At 67.1% G+C, this 15618-nt stretch carries 21 protein-coding genes; 7 read left to right on the plus strand and 14 right to left on the minus strand.

From position 1 onward, the window contains the following. Positions 1-185: 185 nt before the first annotated feature. Together MKL11_RS16765 and MKL11_RS16770 are read right to left on the minus strand one after the other, a co-directional pair. Positions 186-764, minus strand: a complete 579-nt coding sequence (locus MKL11_RS16765) for a tyrosine-type recombinase/integrase (protein WP_243945275.1) — start codon at positions 762-764, stop codon at positions 186-188. Between the two features lie 2 nt (positions 765-766). Next, complete coding sequence (locus MKL11_RS16770; protein WP_243945238.1) at positions 767-1636, minus strand: DUF6538 domain-containing protein; 870 nt, start codon at positions 1634-1636, stop codon at positions 767-769. A gap of 514 nt (positions 1637-2150) precedes the next feature. Between MKL11_RS16770 and MKL11_RS16775 the strand changes: the two genes are divergently transcribed. The 4 genes from MKL11_RS16775 (at position 2151) to MKL11_RS16790 (ending at position 3979) form a co-directional block, all read left to right on the plus strand. After that, on the plus strand, positions 2151-2411 hold the full coding sequence (locus MKL11_RS16775) for a hypothetical protein (protein WP_243945239.1): 261 nt from the start codon (positions 2151-2153) through the stop codon (positions 2409-2411). A gap of 445 nt (positions 2412-2856) precedes the next feature. After that, positions 2857-3168, plus strand: coding sequence for a GCG_CRPN prefix-to-repeats domain-containing protein (locus MKL11_RS16780; protein ID WP_243945240.1), 312 nt, complete (start codon positions 2857-2859; stop codon positions 3166-3168). Between the two features lie 86 nt (positions 3169-3254). Next, entirely contained in the window at positions 3255-3446 is a 192-nt protein-coding gene (locus MKL11_RS16785) for a DUF3606 domain-containing protein (RefSeq protein WP_243945241.1), read from the plus strand. A 224-nt stretch (positions 3447-3670) separates the two neighbouring features. Then, on the plus strand, positions 3671-3979 hold the full coding sequence (locus tag MKL11_RS16790) for a hypothetical protein (protein ID WP_243945242.1): 309 nt from the start codon (positions 3671-3673) through the stop codon (positions 3977-3979). A 148-nt stretch (positions 3980-4127) separates the two neighbouring features. On the opposite strand, the gene MKL11_RS16795 is transcribed toward MKL11_RS16790, so the two are convergent. The 6 genes from MKL11_RS16795 to MKL11_RS16820 all read right to left on the minus strand — a co-directional run bounded on the left by MKL11_RS16795 (position 4128) and on the right by MKL11_RS16820 (position 6171). Next, the gene (locus MKL11_RS16795; protein WP_243945244.1) at positions 4128-4364 is read right to left on the minus strand and encodes a hypothetical protein; all 237 of its coding nucleotides are present in this window, start codon (positions 4362-4364) and stop codon (positions 4128-4130) included. Between the two features lie 30 nt (positions 4365-4394). Next, positions 4395-4556, minus strand: a complete 162-nt coding sequence (locus MKL11_RS16800) for a YqaE/Pmp3 family membrane protein (RefSeq protein ID WP_243945246.1) — start codon at positions 4554-4556, stop codon at positions 4395-4397. Positions 4557-4713: 157 nt separating this feature from the next. Continuing rightward, positions 4714-4929 carry a hypothetical protein gene (locus MKL11_RS16805; protein WP_243945248.1) on the minus strand — a complete coding sequence of 72 codons (216 nt, stop codon included), beginning with the start codon at positions 4927-4929 and terminating at the stop codon, positions 4714-4716. A 160-nt stretch (positions 4930-5089) separates the two neighbouring features. Next, complete coding sequence (locus MKL11_RS16810) at positions 5090-5377, minus strand: hypothetical protein (RefSeq protein ID WP_243945250.1); 288 nt, start codon at positions 5375-5377, stop codon at positions 5090-5092. 74 nt (positions 5378-5451) lie between these two features. Continuing rightward, entirely contained in the window at positions 5452-5736 is a 285-nt protein-coding gene (locus tag MKL11_RS16815) for a hypothetical protein (RefSeq protein WP_243945252.1), read from the minus strand. A 174-nt stretch (positions 5737-5910) separates the two neighbouring features. Then, complete coding sequence (locus tag MKL11_RS16820; RefSeq protein ID WP_243945254.1) at positions 5911-6171, minus strand: hypothetical protein; 261 nt, start codon at positions 6169-6171, stop codon at positions 5911-5913. A gap of 534 nt (positions 6172-6705) precedes the next feature. On the opposite strand from MKL11_RS16820, the gene MKL11_RS16825 reads away from it, so the two are divergent. Next, entirely contained in the window at positions 6706-9180 is a 2475-nt protein-coding gene (locus MKL11_RS16825; protein ID WP_243945256.1) for an EAL domain-containing protein, read from the plus strand. Positions 9181-9557: 377 nt separating this feature from the next. Then, complete coding sequence (locus tag MKL11_RS16830; protein WP_243945258.1) at positions 9558-10517, plus strand: helix-turn-helix domain-containing protein; 960 nt, start codon at positions 9558-9560, stop codon at positions 10515-10517. 66 nt (positions 10518-10583) lie between these two features. Here the strand turns inward: MKL11_RS16830 and MKL11_RS16835 are convergent, their stop codons facing one another. After that, a complete protein-coding gene (locus MKL11_RS16835) occupies positions 10584-10811 on the minus strand; it encodes a hypothetical protein (RefSeq protein WP_243945260.1) in 228 nt (75 codons plus the stop codon). Positions 10812-11525: 714 nt separating this feature from the next. Then, positions 11526-12203 (minus strand): hypothetical protein, encoded by a 678-nt coding sequence (locus MKL11_RS16840; protein ID WP_243945262.1) that lies wholly within the window; start codon positions 12201-12203, stop codon positions 11526-11528. A 367-nt stretch (positions 12204-12570) separates the two neighbouring features. Here MKL11_RS16840 and MKL11_RS16845 point away from each other — a divergent pair, with 367 nt between their 5' ends. After that, a complete protein-coding gene (locus tag MKL11_RS16845) occupies positions 12571-13110 on the plus strand; it encodes a hypothetical protein (protein ID WP_243945264.1) in 540 nt (179 codons plus the stop codon). Between the two features lie 141 nt (positions 13111-13251). On the opposite strand, the gene MKL11_RS16850 is transcribed toward MKL11_RS16845, so the two are convergent. From MKL11_RS16850 to groEL, 4 genes are all read right to left on the minus strand, one after another. Beyond that, complete coding sequence (locus tag MKL11_RS16850; RefSeq protein ID WP_243945266.1) at positions 13252-13599, minus strand: hypothetical protein; 348 nt, start codon at positions 13597-13599, stop codon at positions 13252-13254. Positions 13600-13710: 111 nt separating this feature from the next. After that, positions 13711-13953, minus strand: a complete 243-nt coding sequence (locus tag MKL11_RS16855; RefSeq protein WP_243945268.1) for a DUF6522 family protein — start codon at positions 13951-13953, stop codon at positions 13711-13713. Positions 13954-14155: 202 nt separating this feature from the next. Then, on the minus strand, positions 14156-14515 hold the full coding sequence (locus tag MKL11_RS16860; RefSeq protein WP_243945270.1) for a hypothetical protein: 360 nt from the start codon (positions 14513-14515) through the stop codon (positions 14156-14158). Positions 14516-14665: 150 nt separating this feature from the next. Then, positions 14666-15618 (minus strand): chaperonin GroEL (groEL, locus tag MKL11_RS16865; RefSeq protein ID WP_243945272.1); only part of this gene is annotated, 953 nt, incomplete at its 5' end.

Consider the following 15618-nt stretch of genomic DNA (forward strand, 5'->3'; position numbering starts at 1 on the left):
TGAGCTGTCTGCACCTCGATCTGGCGCAGCTTGAGCACCACCTGCTCCGCGTTCGTCTTCTGACCTCGCCGCATGTCCGACTCCTCCGGTCCTGGCTGATCCTCTCAATCAGCCCGGTCCAAAGCCAGCCGGTCAGGTCACATTCCATGACGCCGAGCCAGGCTTCGGACCCGCGCAGCCCACACCTACGAAGCGGGCTTGGTTCTGGGAACTAACGCTTGTGCCTCGACCACCTTCCGGCCATCGAGAGGAGGAAGCTGTATCTTGCAAATGGCCCGCCTAGCCTGCCTGATCTCAGGACCTTCGCTGTAATGGCCTAGCGTCAAACCGCTCCGTTTGTGTCCGACGATGGCCGCCAGCAGATCGCCGCTGATGCCCGCACGTTCGCCTTTCGTGATGAACCACCGGCGGAAGGAGTGGAAGTTCAGAAGTGATCGTCGTTTGTCGTCGCGTTCATCTTTAACGCCTAAGGAGCGACGATAGGCCGTGAAACGCTTGGAGAAGTAAGATGAGCGTTCACGGACCGACCCGGCAGCGACCGGACCTGGCCATTCCGGGAAGAGTTCCTCCTTCGGATCCCTCCCGTTCGTCCTACGAGTGACCATCTCGTTCAGAGCGGGATGGATTGGAACGTATCGCCGACCCAATTCCCTTTTCTGGCCCTTGAATCTGAAGCAGCCGTGGCTGCAATCGCCGACTTTGAGATCGATGACGGCATCAACGCGCGCTCCCGTCAACGCCGCAAGAAGCATGACGTCCCGCATCTTCACGTCGGTCGTTCCAGTAAGAAGTACGACCACTTCGTTGTCGGAGAACGCCCTTTCCTTGTCCTCGACGAATTCGTGCTCTCGATCCAACCCCTTTTTTTGGGCCATACGTTGGACGGTATCAGATCCCCCTCAAGAAGGTATCCCCAATATTTTTTGATACGGCCTAAATACTTCGTGCAAGTTGCCCAACCAAGCCCAGTGCACGACATGATTTCATTCTTGAACTTAACGGCATTTCGCCTCGTGATGCTTTCAAGATAGGGAGGAATATGTCTTTCGTCGCACCATTGTAGAAAAATTTGCATGGCCCTCCGATCGTCCATCAACGATCTTGGCTTGATCTTTAGACCTTTCAGATACTCCTCATGGTGCAATGATATCGGGGTCGCCTTCCCGAGGGCAACAGCCTTGAATTTCTCAGCACGCTCGACGGAATTTTCGTGGAGTATCGGATCTTCAACCTGCTCCAGACCCATATCAGTCTCGATATCCACCCATCGTTCCCGAGCGTATTCGATCCGAATCTCCTCGGTACGCCGCACTATCTCGTCTTCGATCAGGTCGACATAGCGATCATTACCCTCCCGAGCGTCCGACAACATCCGCGCCCAACCCACGGCCTCCTCCAACTCGGATCTCGGCTGCCCTCCGATCGCCTCCCATGCGCTCCGGATCCGCGCCTTGAACTCCGCCACAACGGGCTTCTTCAGTTCGTTGGCGGCGATCAGCGACTTGGTGCCGAGCGCCCGCTTCAGCCGGCTCGAGCGGATAATCGGCCGCAGCTTGACCGGCACGCCCATGGTGACCCGGTAGTAGCCCTCGTGAAGCTCGAGATAAGCATGCCGTGGATGGGCTTTGCGAGGCATGGAGGCCACATGCGGAGAAGGAGACAATGTCCCCGATATGTCCCGGAATATGTCCCGATTTCGCAAGGCAATGCAAATGCTTACAGGATTAACAACGAGTTAAGAACCCGCCCCTCCGAATCCCTCCGTCTCCGCCATCTCGGATGCAGGCCGCGATCGCAGCGCGACTTGGTAAACGCTCCCGCTGAATCGCCTCCGCGATGCAGAGACTCGCTCCATGCTGCGGCTTCGCTGGCGCGGGCGCTCCTGACCGGCTCTGCCTCGCTCGCCGTAGTCCGAGGCTGCCTCACGCCCGTTCCCCGGCTCCCGTTGATCCCTGCAACCGGCCCGATCCGGAGCTGGGCGGGCGGGTCGTTCTTGCACGCCGCCGCGCAGATGCGGGCCGGCGTTTAATCCGTCTCGCCGCGTGCGGGGCGTCACGTCACGGCGGCGCGTGAGGCACCATCTTAGTCTCCAACAAGATGAAACAGATCCGAATGGCCGGTCTGTAGTTTGTCGGAGCTGTGTTTTACCTATGAAGACCCATGTCGCTGCCGCCGTCGCCGCGCTTGTCCTCGGCGTCGCCCCGATCTCGTCTGCCATGGCATCGAACGATGCGCGCTGGACCGGCTTTGCGCCCTATGAGGTCGAGACCACCGGCACGCTGGGGCTCGGCGTTCACGACGCGCCCATGTATGACCGCTGCCCGATGAGCTCGGCGGCGGAAGGCAATGCCAATCAGCAGACCCGCCCCGTGAAGCAGTACGGCCAGACCGCCGGCGGCTATCGTTGCTGATCCGCGGAACGGGCATCCCCGGATGGCGCTGAAGGCGTTTTCCTACGCGATGACCGGGGCCTTCATCGGTGGCCTCATGATGACCCTTCTCGGGCCCGCCGGCCTGCTGCTGGGCCTGTAACGCCAAAGCCTCGGCCAGCGCAGCATCCCGGATATCGGACCCGGGACGCTGCGCTAGGTCTCGGGTTTGGCATCATCTGTCGCCGAAAGCCGGAAACCGCCTTTCGGGATGATGCTCGATCGACGGGCCCGCTCGGATCGACCTGCGGAGGGGTGCGAGCCCCGCCGCTTTTCTACGTCCAGCCGAAACCATACCGCGATCTGATCGCGCCGCATTCACCATCAGGTTGATGAACGACCCGACCGGAATGGGTTCAGGGCGCCGGCTCCATTCTCCTGATATCCGGTCCGGCCCTGCAAGCCGGCGGTTTCAGGAGGTCGTGTCATGGTGCGCTTCAAGACCCTCGGGATGGCCGCAGTGTTCGCGACGGGGCTCGCCGCCGCGACCGGGGCGAACGCCGCGCCGTTCGGTTACGGCCCACCCGACGGCGGCGGGCTGATCGAGCGCGTCGCCGGCGGCTGCGGCCCGGGCTTTCACCCCAACCCGTGGGGCCATTGCCGTCCCAACGATCGGGGGTGGAGCTATGGCGGTCCGCGCGGTCCTTACGGCGGCCGCCCGGGATACGGCTACGGCGGCGGCTATGAGCGCGGCCCCGGCGGCTATGACGGCCCGCGCCGGTTCGATGGCGGCTGGTAACGGCCGGATGCGGGCGCGATCGATGCGACACGCAGGCTGCCCCTGAACCGGACCGGCTCAGGGCGGTTCTCCAGCCGGAGGCCACCATGTCCGATCTGTCCCAGGAGCCGAAGCGCGTGAATGTCGAGGATCCGAGCTCGGCGGCCTACTGGGCACGCCGCCTTCAGGTGCCGGTCGAGGATGTGACCGCGGCCGTGCGTGCGGTCGGGGATGATCCGGCCGCGGTGGCGGCGCATCTCGATCGGCCCTGGCCTTACGACGGCAGCGGGATCGTGTAGGTCGCCACGCCCGCACGCCTCGCGACGCGCGCGCGGGATGCTTGGCCGTCTCTGGCGTTGCCACAACCCAAGAGCGAACCACTATGGGATAATCAAATCTCAGATAGAATTATTGGTCGAATGATCAGGCTGATACGCAGTAATTGCAACTGTGTGCGCCGCGGTAACTGAGACATGCTCTACATGGATTCCGTGCAGGGCATGCATTGATGATCGACAAATCCTTGGACGACCAAGCGGCCGACCCCGAGTCCGGCTCCGAACAGGCGCAGGAAGCCAACGGCGTGGCCTTTCTACTCGCCAGCGCGGCCTATCTGGCCCTCGCCGACGCCTATCTGCGCCGGGAAGGCCCGCATGCCCTGGCGGTGATGGACGACATCGAGGACAGGATCGAGGGAGCGCTGCAAAGCTTCGTCGCCGAAACGTCCTACGACGAGGCGCGCCCCGACATCCTCGCGCACGCGACGGCCAAAATCCGCGCCTTGCTCGAAGCGGGACGCTCGATGTCTCCGGGGCCCAGCTCCCTCCAGTGACGGGGCTCGGACGGATTCCGACGACGGGGCATCCGGTTCGGCGCAAGAATGCGCGTCCCAGCTGAGATTTGGGGACGCCGACCCGACGCAATCAGGTCGGAACGGCTTCGGGACGGGGTGGCGATCGCTCCGCCTCCGGCCCTTCCCGCTACGGACGCGATGGAGACGGCTGGGGTGATGTCCCCGGCGGGCTCGGTGCCTGCGGCGCCGGTTGGGACTGCTGCGACGCCGGATTGGGCGCGGTCTGGTCGGTCTGCAGGCTCTGGTTCGCCTGGGTCTGGATCTGGTCGGCCGTCTGCTGGCTGATGACGCCGTAGGAGACGGCCGCCGCGAGCGCAACGGCGATGACCGCCCCGATGATCGTCTTGGTGAGCTTCGGCGGCATCAGGGTCTCCTCTCCATCACGGACGGCGTGTCAGGCGGCTTCCTTGCGCGTGACGACCAGGGCCCAGATTGTCGCCGGGATCCAGCCGATGATCGTCAGGTGAAGGAGGATGCAGACGATGCCCTGGAAGACCTTCCCGCGCAGGAACATGGCGAGCCATGGTGCGAGGAAGCAGATGATGATCATGATCATGGGTTGAACGGCTCCTTGCTGCTGACATAGGGAGCGGGCTCGTTTCAGGTAGGCCTATGCCGTCGAACACGTGATGCGGCCCGTCATGCGGGATCCTGAGCGAAACCCATCGCGCGCAGGGCTCGAAAAACCGGCCCGGAACAGCGAGGCTGCTCGCCTACCACGCATGCACGAGGTGCCCGCCGGCCAGCACGATGACGGCGAGGGTCACGATCGAGATGCAGACCTTCCGGACCGCCCCGGCGGCGCGCGAGGGCCGCTTTCGGCCGTCCGGCGTCTTGAGGACCCGGATCTTCGGATCCGAGAGATGCTGTGTCAGGCTCTCGGGCAGCGGGCGCTGCGATGCGCCAGATTTGGACCGACCCTTACGCATTCCGCGTCCCTGATCAAAATCGCTTCGCCGTCTGCGCCTCGTTCGCCAAGCGCCAGAGCATCACGCCGAAAGCCGGTTTCCGGCTCTCGGCAAACGATGATTCAGAATCAAAGACCGCGCGCATCGTCCTGGTTCCGGTATTCAGGACGATGCGCGCGGCCTACCCGACGGTCACCGCGCCATCGATCGGATTCACCGCGACGACGCGCGGCCCACGCACCTCGGGATCCCGCTGCTCCCACGCGGACAGGGCCGCGTTGGCCGCCTCGACGATCCCGCCCGGAGCACCGCTGCCGATCTGAGGACGGATCGCCTCGACGAGCCGCGCCAGGATCGTCTGATCCTCGAGCGGGCGGCTCGGCATCGTCGCCTGCCGGCAGAAGGCCGCGTAGACATTCTCGGCGATCACACGGGCGGCGCGATCGGCGTCCGGTGTGTCGTGTGCCATCGTGAATCCCCTGATCGCGTGTGGCCGTCTGCACAGCGTCCATCTAGGGCAGGGGGCATCCGAAACAGCGGGCTCTACTCGACGTCGGTATCGGCTGGCGAGCCGGGCGGCAGGGGGCCGTCGTCGATGACACCGGGATCGCCATAGTTGAAGGGCGGCCCGTCGAAGCCGACGACGCCGTCGGGATTGTCCGGGGTCACGTTCGGATCGACCTGCCGGCTGCCGTCGCGGTCGAGACGCTTGTCGATCCGGTCCATCCGCTTGAGATCGCGCTGGACCGGGACGTCGTGCGGATCCTGGGCCAACGCCTCCGGCGTGACCGCGAGAGCCATCAAGGCGCCGAAAGCCAGAAGCCGCATGTCGGGTAGCCCTTCGTCGTCAGGTGCCTGATGCCGAGGATCGCGGATCGTCGCCGGCCGGATGGCGACGGCCTCGGTCGAGGCCGAACCCACAGTGCCGGTGATTGCTTGGCGGATCAACGCAAAGTGGCAAGCGGCCTGAGAACGCGTTCGGGATGTCGTCACGACCGGCCGTCAATCGACCGGACATCCCTCGGCCCGCTCCCGCCGGCGACGCTCCGCGTTCTGCTGCGCCTGCTCCTGCCAACTGTCCTCGGGCGGCGTCATCTCGACCCTGCCGAACTCGTCCCTCAAGGCTGCCGGGCCAGACGTTTCGGTCGGCAGCGAACCCGTGGTCCGCGGGTCGTCGCAGCCCAGGTCCGGCCGATCGCCCTCGGCCAGCGCCGGGCTGGCACACACGATCAGGGTCGCAACGAACGCGAAGAGGCTTTTCATGCGCGAGGTCACAGCGTGCCGTCAAAGCGTCCGTTGACGGCGGGCGGAGCGTCGGATCGCGGACACCGGCAAGGCGTAGGGCGAAACGCTTAACGAAAAAGAGCCCGCCGCAGCTGGCGCCGAGCGGGCTCGAAGGTCGTCTTGGGAGGAGGGATCACCTACCGCAGGGATACCGGCAGCGGCACGGGCGATCCGGCATGGCTGAAGCGCGCCGACGGCATGTAACCGCTAGGGTTGTCCGCTTGCGCGGATCGATCAGGCCAATTTGAATGGATCGAAGCCCACGAGACCCGTGGCGACGCCCCTGAAGGCGGCGGAGATAAGCACGATAGCCACCGCGCCGTTCGCGTGGCGGCGCCGCTGACGCATCCTGCCGGCCGCAAGACCGCACCGCCGGGTTATCGCTCGGGATGGGAGCCGAGGCGGTCGACGCCTGAAAACCAGCAGTCGCGTCGGAAACACCACCCAATATGCAACTTCTGATTAGTATTGGCCGGCTATCGTGCTTCGTGTTGCCGCACGGCGAGGCTTTCCATGTACCGCGCTCTGGCCTGCCTGACCGATGAGCACACCCCCTGGGTGGTCCCTCTAGCTGCCTGTGTCTGCTGGATCTCGTGCTACGTCGCCCTGCTGCTCGAGCAGCGCGTCCGGAAGGGCGGCGCCTCGGCCCCCGCTTGGCTCCTGGCCGCCAGCTTCTCGGCCGGCGCGGGCATCTGGAGCACCCATTTCATCGGCATGCTCGGCTACGATCCCGGTGTCGTGGTCGGCTACGAGATGGCCACGACGCTGCTCTCGCTGATCGTCGCCGTGGCGGCCGCCCTGGTCGCCTTCACGCTTCTGCGCGCCGTGGGTCGGGCCACGGGTCGAGATGCCTCCTGGGCCGCAGCCATCGCCGGCCTGATCCTGGGCTGCGGCATCGCCTGCATGCACTTCCTCGGCATCGCGGGCGTGGTCCTGCCCGGACGGTTCGCGTGGGATCCGCCGCTGGCGCTGATCGCGACCGCGATCGGCTGCGGCCTCTCCGGGGCCGCCCTGGTGGTCCATGTCCGCGGCGGCGACGCCAAGACCCGGATGACCGCCGCGACGATCCTGACGGCGGCCATCGCCGGGCTGCACTTCCTGGCCATGGCGGCGGCCCGGGTGATCCCGGACCCGATGCTGGCGAACCCCGATCTCGGCCTCGCCCGCGGCGCCCTGGCCGGCGGCATCGCGGTGATGATGGCGGTGATCCTGGCCTTCGCGGCGCTGGCCCTGATGCTGGACCATCTGCGCACGATCAACGCCGCCCTCGCCCGCCAGGGCCGCGCCTTGCGCGAGAAGACGCTGCTGCTCGACATGACCCTGGACAGCATGGACCAGGGGCTGATCATGGTGGACGGCGGCGGCCTGGTTCAGGTGTGCAACGAGCGCGCCCTGGCGCTCCTCGACCTGCCGCGGGCGATGATGCTGGCCGGCCCCAGCTACAAGGCGGTCCTGCGCCATCAGCTGCGCCACCGCGAGCGCAACCGGACCGACCACTCGTACCGGGACTGGATCGAGCGCGGCGGGTCCGAACAGGCCCATGTCCACGAGCGCGTCCGCCCGAACGGCGTGGTGCTCGAGATCCGGACCGTGCCGCTCCAGGATGGCGGCTTCGTGCGGACGTTCACCAACATCACCCAGCGCAAGGCCGCGGAGGCCGAGGTGGCGCGCCTTGCCCGGCACGACATCCTCACCGGGCTGCCGAACCGCGGCTTGTTCCGCGAGTACCTCGATGCGCGGCTCGCCGACATCGCCGTCCGGGGCGGCACCGGGGCGGTGCTGTATCTCGATCTCGACGGCTTCAAGGGCGTCAACGACACGCTCGGCCATCAGGCCGGCGACGACCTGCTGCGCAGCGTGGCGGACCGCCTGCGGTCGGCGGTGGGCGACGGCGTCGTGGCGCGCCTGGGCGGCGACGAGTTCGCCGTCCTGCTCTCGGGCGACCGCCAGGACGCCATTGCGATCGCCGAGGGCCTGATCAACCTGTTCGAGGCGCCGCTCTGGGTCGGCGCACAGCGGATCGCCGTCGGCCTGAGCGTCGGCATCGCGCTCGCCCCGGAGCACGGGGCGAGCGCCGAATGCCTGTACCGGCGCGCCGACCTCGCCCTCTACCGGGCCAAAGCCGAGGGCCGGGGTACCTTCCGGGTGTTCGCCTCCGACATGGACGAGGAGGCGGAGGCGCGCCGGGTGCTGGAGAGCGACCTGCGGCAGGCGCTCGCCGACAACGCCCTGAGCCTGCATTACCAGCCGCAGGTGGACGGCGCCTCCGGCGTGCTGGTGGGGTTCGAGGCCCTGGTGCGCTGGACGCATCCCACGCGCGGCCAGATTCCGCCCAGCGTGTTCGTCCCCCTGGCCGAGGAGACCGGGCTGATCATCGCGCTCGGCGACTGGGTCCTGCGCGAGGCCTGCCGCGAGGCCGCGACCTGGGCGCCGTCGCTGAAGGTGGCGGTGAACCTGTCGCCGCGACAGTTCCAGAAGCCGGACCTGCCCGAGACCGTGCTGGCCGTGCTGGCGCAGACCGGCCTGTCGCCGGACCGGCTGGAATTGGAGGTCACCGAGAGCGTCATCATCAACGACATGGAGCGGGCGATCAGCATCCTGCGGCGCCTCAAGGGGTTCGGCGTCCGGATCAGCATGGACGATTTCGGCACCGGCTACGCGTCGCTGGCGACCTTGCAGGCTTTCCCGTTCGACAAGATGAAGATCGACCGCTCCTTCGTGGCCCAGCTCGGCGTCGACCCGCAAGCGGCCGTGATCGTGCGCGCCGTGCTGAGCCTGGGCCGGAGCCTGCGGATGGGCGTCGTCGCCGAGGGCGTCGAGACGGCCGCCCAGCGGCGGTTCCTGGCGGACGAGGCGTGCGGGGAGATGCAGGGCTACCTGTTCGGCAAGCCGCGGCCGATCGACGACTACGCCGCGATGCTCCGCCTGCCCGAACGATCCGAGGAGATCGCACCGCGCGCGGTTCGCGCGGCCCGGGCGACGGCCTGACTCGGAGGCGCGGACGACGGCCTTCACCCACGCGCGGGATGGTCCGGACAAGCCAGCGCGACGCGACCAGAGTGCGGCCACCGGAAGCGCGGCCCAACGATACTGGGCATCCGCATCACATCCAGGCGCGTCACCCGCAGGCCACAGGGGCCTCCTGACGTGCTGATCGGCCGTTCACGGCTCCGTGTTCGAGGCCGAACGGTGGTCGGTCCGTCACCGGTAGCGACACCTCAGCGAGTGGGTAACAACGCATTCAAGACAGCCCGCGCAATATATGCGCAATCATAGGTTTCGTATCGAAGAGTTTGAAAACTCTGGTTGTGCGCGGTAGCGAGCAGTCTCGGACGCCGCACAACAGGACTACTTAAGCACCGTTCATGCAGACATTGTTTTCGACCGCCGGGGCGCATCCCCGCGACGGCTTCAAACGCTGGCGGGAAACGCTGTTCGATCTGGGCGCACTCTTCGAACAGAAGCGTCTCGACGACGGTCCATTCGACGCCAAGATAGAGGCCACCGTCATTGGCTCTGTCGCGATGTACCGCGTCTCGCAGGATGCTCAGCGGATCGAGACGACGGGCAAGATGCTCCGGAGCTGGGCCGACGAGGGCGCGGTCGTGGTAACCTTGCGGCTCGCCGGCACGACAACGATCGATCAGGATGGTCGGAGTTCCGTGCAGCGGCCGGGTGACTTCGTTGTGATCGACCAGCGGCCGAGCGTGGCGACGACGAGCGCGGGCAGCGTGTCCCTATCGCTTGAGCTGCCGCGCGAGCGCTTGGTGAATACACTGTGGTCTACCCGGCGCTACACGGCCTTGACCGTCGGCTCGGACCTCGCCTCGGCGGCCCTGGTCACAACTTACTTTCACGAGTTGATCCGGGTGCAGCATACGCTCTCGCCCGACGCGGCCGCCCGCATGGCGTCGATCGGCACGGACCTGATCGTGGCCAGCATCGCCGAGCGGATGGCGCGCGAGGTGCCCCGGGCGCTGCACGGCACCGTCGTGGTCCAGCGCGCCAAGGCCTATGTCGAGGCCCATCTCGGCGACCCGACCCTCGACCCGCCCAAGCTCGCAGCCGCGGTCGGCGTATCGTTGCGCCGGTTGCAGGAGTTGTTCCACGCGCACGGCCAGCACATCTCGGACTGGATCTGGGAGCGCCGGCTCGAAGCTGCGGCCAAGCGCTTGACCGACCCCGGCGTCCGGCACCTCCCCATCGGGACCCTGGCCTATGGCTGCGGCTTCGCCAGTCAGGCCCATTTTTCGCGCCGCTTCAAGCATCGCTACGGCATGACCCCGAGCGAGTACCGGACCGCACCGCTCCTGAAGGCGTCATAGGCGATCGATCCTGGGCGATCGACCCGGGCCGGCTCAGCCGTGAGGCGGGCGCCGCCGTGCCGGGTATCACGCGTCCGCACGCTTCCGGACCGCCCGCGCGCGCTCGACATCGCCGAGGCCGATCGGCCGGGGCGAGGCCTCCTGCGTGAACGGCATCCGGCTGCGGATGTCGCCAAAATAGTCCGAGCCACTCATCCCGAAGCCGCCGCCCGTGACGGGACCGTCCAGGAGCGGCTCCGCCGCGCAGGCGGCCGTGGCGGAGCAGACGAGCAGGGCGGCGACGGTCAGGCGCATGCTTGAACTCGGGCAGCGAAGAGGCGGCCGTTTTAAGACCGCGACCATGACGATGGTATGTGCGCCGGGTGGACCGGCCGCTCGGCCCCACCCCGATCTGGTCACGGGGCGGGGGAGCGTCCGATCTCACCAGCGGTCGAGCCGATACGCAACGGGGCTCGTGATGCAGGATGACGGACCACGGTTAGCAGGCCGTGCGGATGCCCCGGGATCGGCCGTCCCGCGCCGGGACCGTCCGCGCATGAAAAGGCCGCATCCTGCGCCGAACAAAAAGCCCGCGCCGGTGAACCGAGGGGGCTGATCGGGGCCGAACCGGAAAAGACTGTTTCCCGCTGAACGCGGCATAGCGGCCGGTCGTCCCGTTGCCACCGCTGCTGCCGGCTGGCGCGCCGCGGATGATGTTCCGGACGAAGCTGGCGCCGGGATACGTCCGCTGCGTCCGCCCCATCGGATGCCGCCGCGCTCGGTGGCGCCGCATCTGAACCTGGGTGAGCGTGTCGGACGGTGATGAAACGCCGGCCACGGGGACGGCAGGCACCGCTGCCGCGGGAAGGCACAGGATGGCGAGGCCGACGCCCCGATCGGGCATGATGGCTTGGCCGCATGAACTGTGCTGGACTTCGCGCATCGGTACGCGGTCGAAATCCCGCGCCGATGCTCTGTCGCCGGTTTCCAGAACGAAGGAAGACTGAGCCACGTCATCACGTTATCGTATTAGCTCGACATATCGGCGCGACACTGATGATCCGGCGTTCGAAGACGCCTGTCATCGCCCTCGGCATCATCGCCGCCGCCGCTGTCGTCGCCGCGCTCGTCCATCGGCTGCTCGGCCTGCTCTCTCTCGATATCGCGGTGGCGAAGAGCAGCGGGGAGGACCGGCAGGCAGCCGAGGCCCTGACGCAGCTCTTCGAAACCCAGCATCCGCGCGTGCGCTTCCGGACGATCTACGAGCCGGACCGTCTCGGGACGGCAGCGGCCCTCGACAAGGGCGATGTCCGACTCGCCCTGATCCGCAGCGATGCCGCTGCCAAGGATGGGCAGACCCGCGCGCTCCTGCGCCGCGACGCGATCGTCTTGGTCGCGCCCGGGCGCAGCGCCGTCGACAGCATCGCGAAGCTCAAGGGCAGCACGGTCGGGCTGCTCGACGGACGCAAGCTCGATCCGCGCCTGCTCGACCTGATTCTGACGCAATTCGGCGTGCCTCCGGAGGGCGGGCACCGGAAAGTCCTGACCGTCGATCAAGTCACCGAAGCCGCCCAGCCGGCAGATCGGTTCGGTGTTCGTCGTGGCTCCGGTCGGCAGCGCCGTGTGGCCGCCCCTGTTCACGGTTTTGCGCAAAGGATCGGGGGCGGCGACGCTGTTCGAGGTCGACGAGGCGGCGGCGATCGCCAAGGAGCATCCCGTGCTCGACACGATCGACGGCCGTTCTCGGCCAAGAGCTGATTGCAGGTCAGGTTATACGTCCGGCACGTCTATTGGGCGGCGAGGACCGAGGCTCGGCCAACGCAGATCGGCGGCCTGTGCCGCGACACGGGGCCACCCGTACAGGGCCAGTGCGCTGGTCGTGCAGCTCAGAAACCCAGTACTTCAACAATGCCACGTTGCGTTGGCACTTGAGGTCGTCACAAAAGCCTATGGTGGTCCAACAGGATTGTTGATCTCCGCGCTCGACAACGCACGGTTCGTTCCCGTATGATGTTCGGACGTCGCCGGCGCATTTTGAGCCATTAGGCACGTTGTTTTCAGGAATTCCGCACACATGAAGCGCCGGAGCGCGCGGCCGTTCACGGTCGAAGTCAAGCATACCCGCACCTCCCGTGTCGCGCTGGTCGACACGACGACGCGACCCCGCGAACATCACGATCTCTGGTGGGACATCCCCGCGGCCACCGCCGACAAGCCGGCCGCGGCGCTGCTTGCGCCTGCCGCTCCTGCCGAGCCGGCGCAGCCCGAGGCCCCGGCCCGGCGCGTGCTGCCGAGCCTCATGCCGATGTTCGCGGCTGCGAGCGAGCCCGAAGCGCCGGAGGCGGACGAGGCCGCGCCGATCGAGCGCCTTCCGCGGGTGCGCCGCGCTAAGGCGGCGACCAAGCGGGCGCCGAAGCCCGTCGCCGAGCCCGTACCCGCTTTCGTCGCGGCCCCCGCGATTTCGCGGCCGGCGACGAGCACACCGGCTTCGGCGACGGCCGCCACGGTTCAGCCGGCGGCGATGCCGGTGCGTCCGATCCGCCTCTCGCGGCAGGCCGACACCCTCAAGGCCGGCGAGCGCTGGAAGCGGCGGCTGCCGCGCCATCTCTGGTGATCTGATCCAGCGCCGCGCGCTACGCGACCCCGCGGGTAGAAGTAACGCGCGGCGCTGAAGACATACAGCCAGAGACGGTGATCTTCGGCGATGTCCAGATTCGCGTCTTGAAGGCCTGAGGCGAAGCGGTGCTTCCGCCCCTCAGATGCCGACGCTCGCCGCGCCCGCCTCCGCGGCCTGGCTGACGGTCGCGCCGTTCCGCAACGCCATCGCGATCGCGGTCGAAGCCGTGTCGACGGCGCCCGCGCGATCCTCGCCGTAATCGTACATGCTGTTGGACTGGGACCCCAACCGCGCGTGGAAATTGTCCGGAAAGTTCTTGTTCATCCGCTGCTTCAGCAGGGTGGTCGCGGCGTGATAATCGCCCTCGAACCCCGCCGATTGATAAGCCGGACCGGCCTCGTAGGTCCCGCCCTCCTTGTCGGCAGCCGCTTTTCGGTTCTTGTGGTCGATCGTCTGCGAGAACAGGAAGCCGATAATCTTGGCCATAAGCCATCTGAAGGCGTTCATGTCGGTCCTTTGAGATAGCGACGGCGGAAGCACTTCAGGTCTGTACCACGCATTGCCCGAACACCGCGGCTTTCTGCGCGGAGATCCAGATCACCACCGCTCTTCTGCAATGAGCGCACCGCTCCCGTCGAAGGTTCCCCGCCAGCCCTTGCCGTGCAGCCGGACCGTCACGCACGTCTGATCGGCATCCGTACCGGATCCCGCCTTGATCCGGGCCTCGACCTGCCCGAGGCGCTCCTGGCGCTTGAGCGCGGCCATGCTGACGCCCAGGCGCGAAGCCAGCGCGCGGGGATCGACGATCCAATCGCCTTTGTGACCGAGATCGAGCCGCACGGAGAAACCCTTCCTCAACTCGGCTGCGCCGTGTGGGGCGGAGACCGATGCTACAGCGGCGTCGACCGGAGTGGAAGCCGTCTCGGCAGGAGGGTTCCCGCTAGAGCCGCTTTCGATCGCGTTGCGATCGGGCTCGATTCTCAGTCGTTGATTGAACGCGCTCGCTTACGCCGAACCGGTATCCACTTCGGCGGCGAGCGCTCTAGCGCTCGGCCGCGCGCCGATGACGGGCGGCCCTGTGGTGGTGGGCGCGTCCCGCGTGACGCCGGGCCTGGATCCCGGGCGGCGGCGCGACCGGCTGCTGGACCACGGGCACACCGTCATGTTCCGCGATAACCTGGCGGGCCCGCTCGACGCTCATGTCGCAGGCGCTGGTCATGCCCTGAAGCGCGCCGAGGGCGCGATTGTATTCGGGAAGGTTGGTGCATCCGGGAACACCCCAGGCCCAAGCCGGGGCGGGGGCCGCGAGGATCGTCACCAGAGCCAGCACGGCGGCGCTCGACTTGCGCGGCAGCGCGGGGGTCGCGAGCCCGTTCACATCCGGATCGACGCGCACGCCCATGATAACCTCCCGACCGACACGATGGGTCAACCCGCATCGGGCCGCCTGGTGCGGTCACGATGGAGTTACGGGCGCGGCGCTGCCCTGAGCGGGCGGGATTGACGGTCCGGCGCAGCGCGTCGGACCGTCGTATCTGCGGTCGGGGCGGCCTTAGAAGTCCATGCCGCCCATGCCACCCATGCCGCCGCCGCCCGGCATGGCCGGGGCTTCCTTGCGCGGCAGCTCGGAAATCATCGCCTCGGTGGTGACCAGCAGGCCGGCCACGGACGCCGCGCCCTGCAGCGCCGCCCGGACGACCTTGGACGGATCGACGATGCCGGCCTGGAGCATGTCAACATACTCCTCGGTCTGGGCGTTGAAGCCGTAGGTCTCGGACGCGTTGGCCAGGATGTTGCCGACCACGATCGAGCCTTCGACGCCCGAGTTGGACGCGATCTGACGGATCGGGGCTTCGAGGGCCTTCAGCACGATCTTGATGCCGGCCTGGACGTCCGGGTTCTCGTTCGAGAGGCCCTGAACGGCCTTCTTGGCGCGCAGCAGCGCCGTGCCGCCGCCGGGGACGATGCCCTCCTCGACCGCCGCGCGGGTGGCGTGGAGAGCGTCGTCGACGCGGTCCTTCTTCTCCTTGACCTCGACCTCGGTCGAGCCGCCGACGCGGATCACCGCGACGCCGCCCGCGAGCTTGGCCAGGCGCTCCTGGAGCTTCTCCCGGTCGTAATCCGAGGTCGTTTCCTCGATCTGCGCCTTGATCTGCGAGATCCGGCCCTCGATGTCCGCCTTCTCGCCGACGCCGTCGATGATCGTGGTGGTCTCCTTCTCGATCCGAATCCGCTTGGCACGGCCGAGCATGTCGAGCGTCACGTTCTCGAGCTTGATGCCCAGATCCTCGGCAATCATCTGACCCTTGGTCAGGATCGCGATGTCCTCGAGCATCGCCTTGCGGCGATCACCGAAGCCCGGCGCCTTCACAGCCGCGACCTTCAGGCCGCCGCGCAGCTTGTTCACCACCAGTGTGGCCAGGGCCTCGCCCTCGATGTCCTCGGCGATGATCAGCAGCGGCTTGCCGGTCTGGACCACGGCCTCGAGCACCGGCAGCATCGCCT

Origin of the sequence: Methylobacterium sp. J-077 (assembly GCF_022829365.1) — a bacterium.
GTDB lineage: Bacteria > Pseudomonadota > Alphaproteobacteria > Rhizobiales > Beijerinckiaceae > Methylobacterium.

Excerpts from the sequence above, each read along its gene's own strand:
- MKL11_RS16785 (WP_243945241.1), top strand. The coding sequence starts at position 3,255 with ATGTCCGATCTGTCCCAGGAGCCGAAGCGCGTGAATGTCGAGGATCCG.
- MKL11_RS16850 (WP_243945266.1), bottom strand. The coding sequence starts at position 13,599 with ATGGCCAAGATTATCGGCTTCCTGTTCTCGCAGACGATCGACCACAAG.
- MKL11_RS16835 (WP_243945260.1), bottom strand. The coding sequence starts at position 10,811 with ATGCGCCTGACCGTCGCCGCCCTGCTCGTCTGCTCCGCCACGGCCGCC.
- MKL11_RS16815 (WP_243945252.1), bottom strand. The coding sequence starts at position 5,736 with ATGCGGCTTCTGGCTTTCGGCGCCTTGATGGCTCTCGCGGTCACGCCG.
- MKL11_RS16800 (WP_243945246.1), bottom strand. The coding sequence starts at position 4,556 with ATGATCATGATCATCATCTGCTTCCTCGCACCATGGCTCGCCATGTTC.
- MKL11_RS16770 (WP_243945238.1), bottom strand. The coding sequence starts at position 1,636 with ATGCCTCGCAAAGCCCATCCACGGCATGCTTATCTCGAGCTTCACGAG.
- MKL11_RS16860 (WP_243945270.1), bottom strand. The coding sequence starts at position 14,515 with ATGGGCGTGCGCGTCGATCCGGATGTGAACGGGCTCGCGACCCCCGCG.
- MKL11_RS16830 (WP_243945258.1), top strand. The coding sequence starts at position 9,558 with ATGCAGACATTGTTTTCGACCGCCGGGGCGCATCCCCGCGACGGCTTC.
- MKL11_RS16795 (WP_243945244.1), bottom strand. The coding sequence starts at position 4,364 with ATGCCGCCGAAGCTCACCAAGACGATCATCGGGGCGGTCATCGCCGTT.
- MKL11_RS16845 (WP_243945264.1), top strand. The coding sequence starts at position 12,571 with ATGAAGCGCCGGAGCGCGCGGCCGTTCACGGTCGAAGTCAAGCATACC.
- MKL11_RS16780 (WP_243945240.1), top strand. The coding sequence starts at position 2,857 with ATGGTGCGCTTCAAGACCCTCGGGATGGCCGCAGTGTTCGCGACGGGG.
- MKL11_RS16810 (WP_243945250.1), bottom strand. The coding sequence starts at position 5,377 with ATGGCACACGACACACCGGACGCCGATCGCGCCGCCCGTGTGATCGCC.
- MKL11_RS16820 (WP_243945254.1), bottom strand. The coding sequence starts at position 6,171 with ATGAAAAGCCTCTTCGCGTTCGTTGCGACCCTGATCGTGTGTGCCAGC.
- MKL11_RS16775 (WP_243945239.1), top strand. The coding sequence starts at position 2,151 with ATGAAGACCCATGTCGCTGCCGCCGTCGCCGCGCTTGTCCTCGGCGTC.
- MKL11_RS16825 (WP_243945256.1), top strand. The coding sequence starts at position 6,706 with ATGTACCGCGCTCTGGCCTGCCTGACCGATGAGCACACCCCCTGGGTG.
- MKL11_RS16805 (WP_243945248.1), bottom strand. The coding sequence starts at position 4,929 with ATGCGTAAGGGTCGGTCCAAATCTGGCGCATCGCAGCGCCCGCTGCCC.
- MKL11_RS16765 (WP_243945275.1), bottom strand. The coding sequence starts at position 764 with ATGCGGGACGTCATGCTTCTTGCGGCGTTGACGGGAGCGCGCGTTGAT.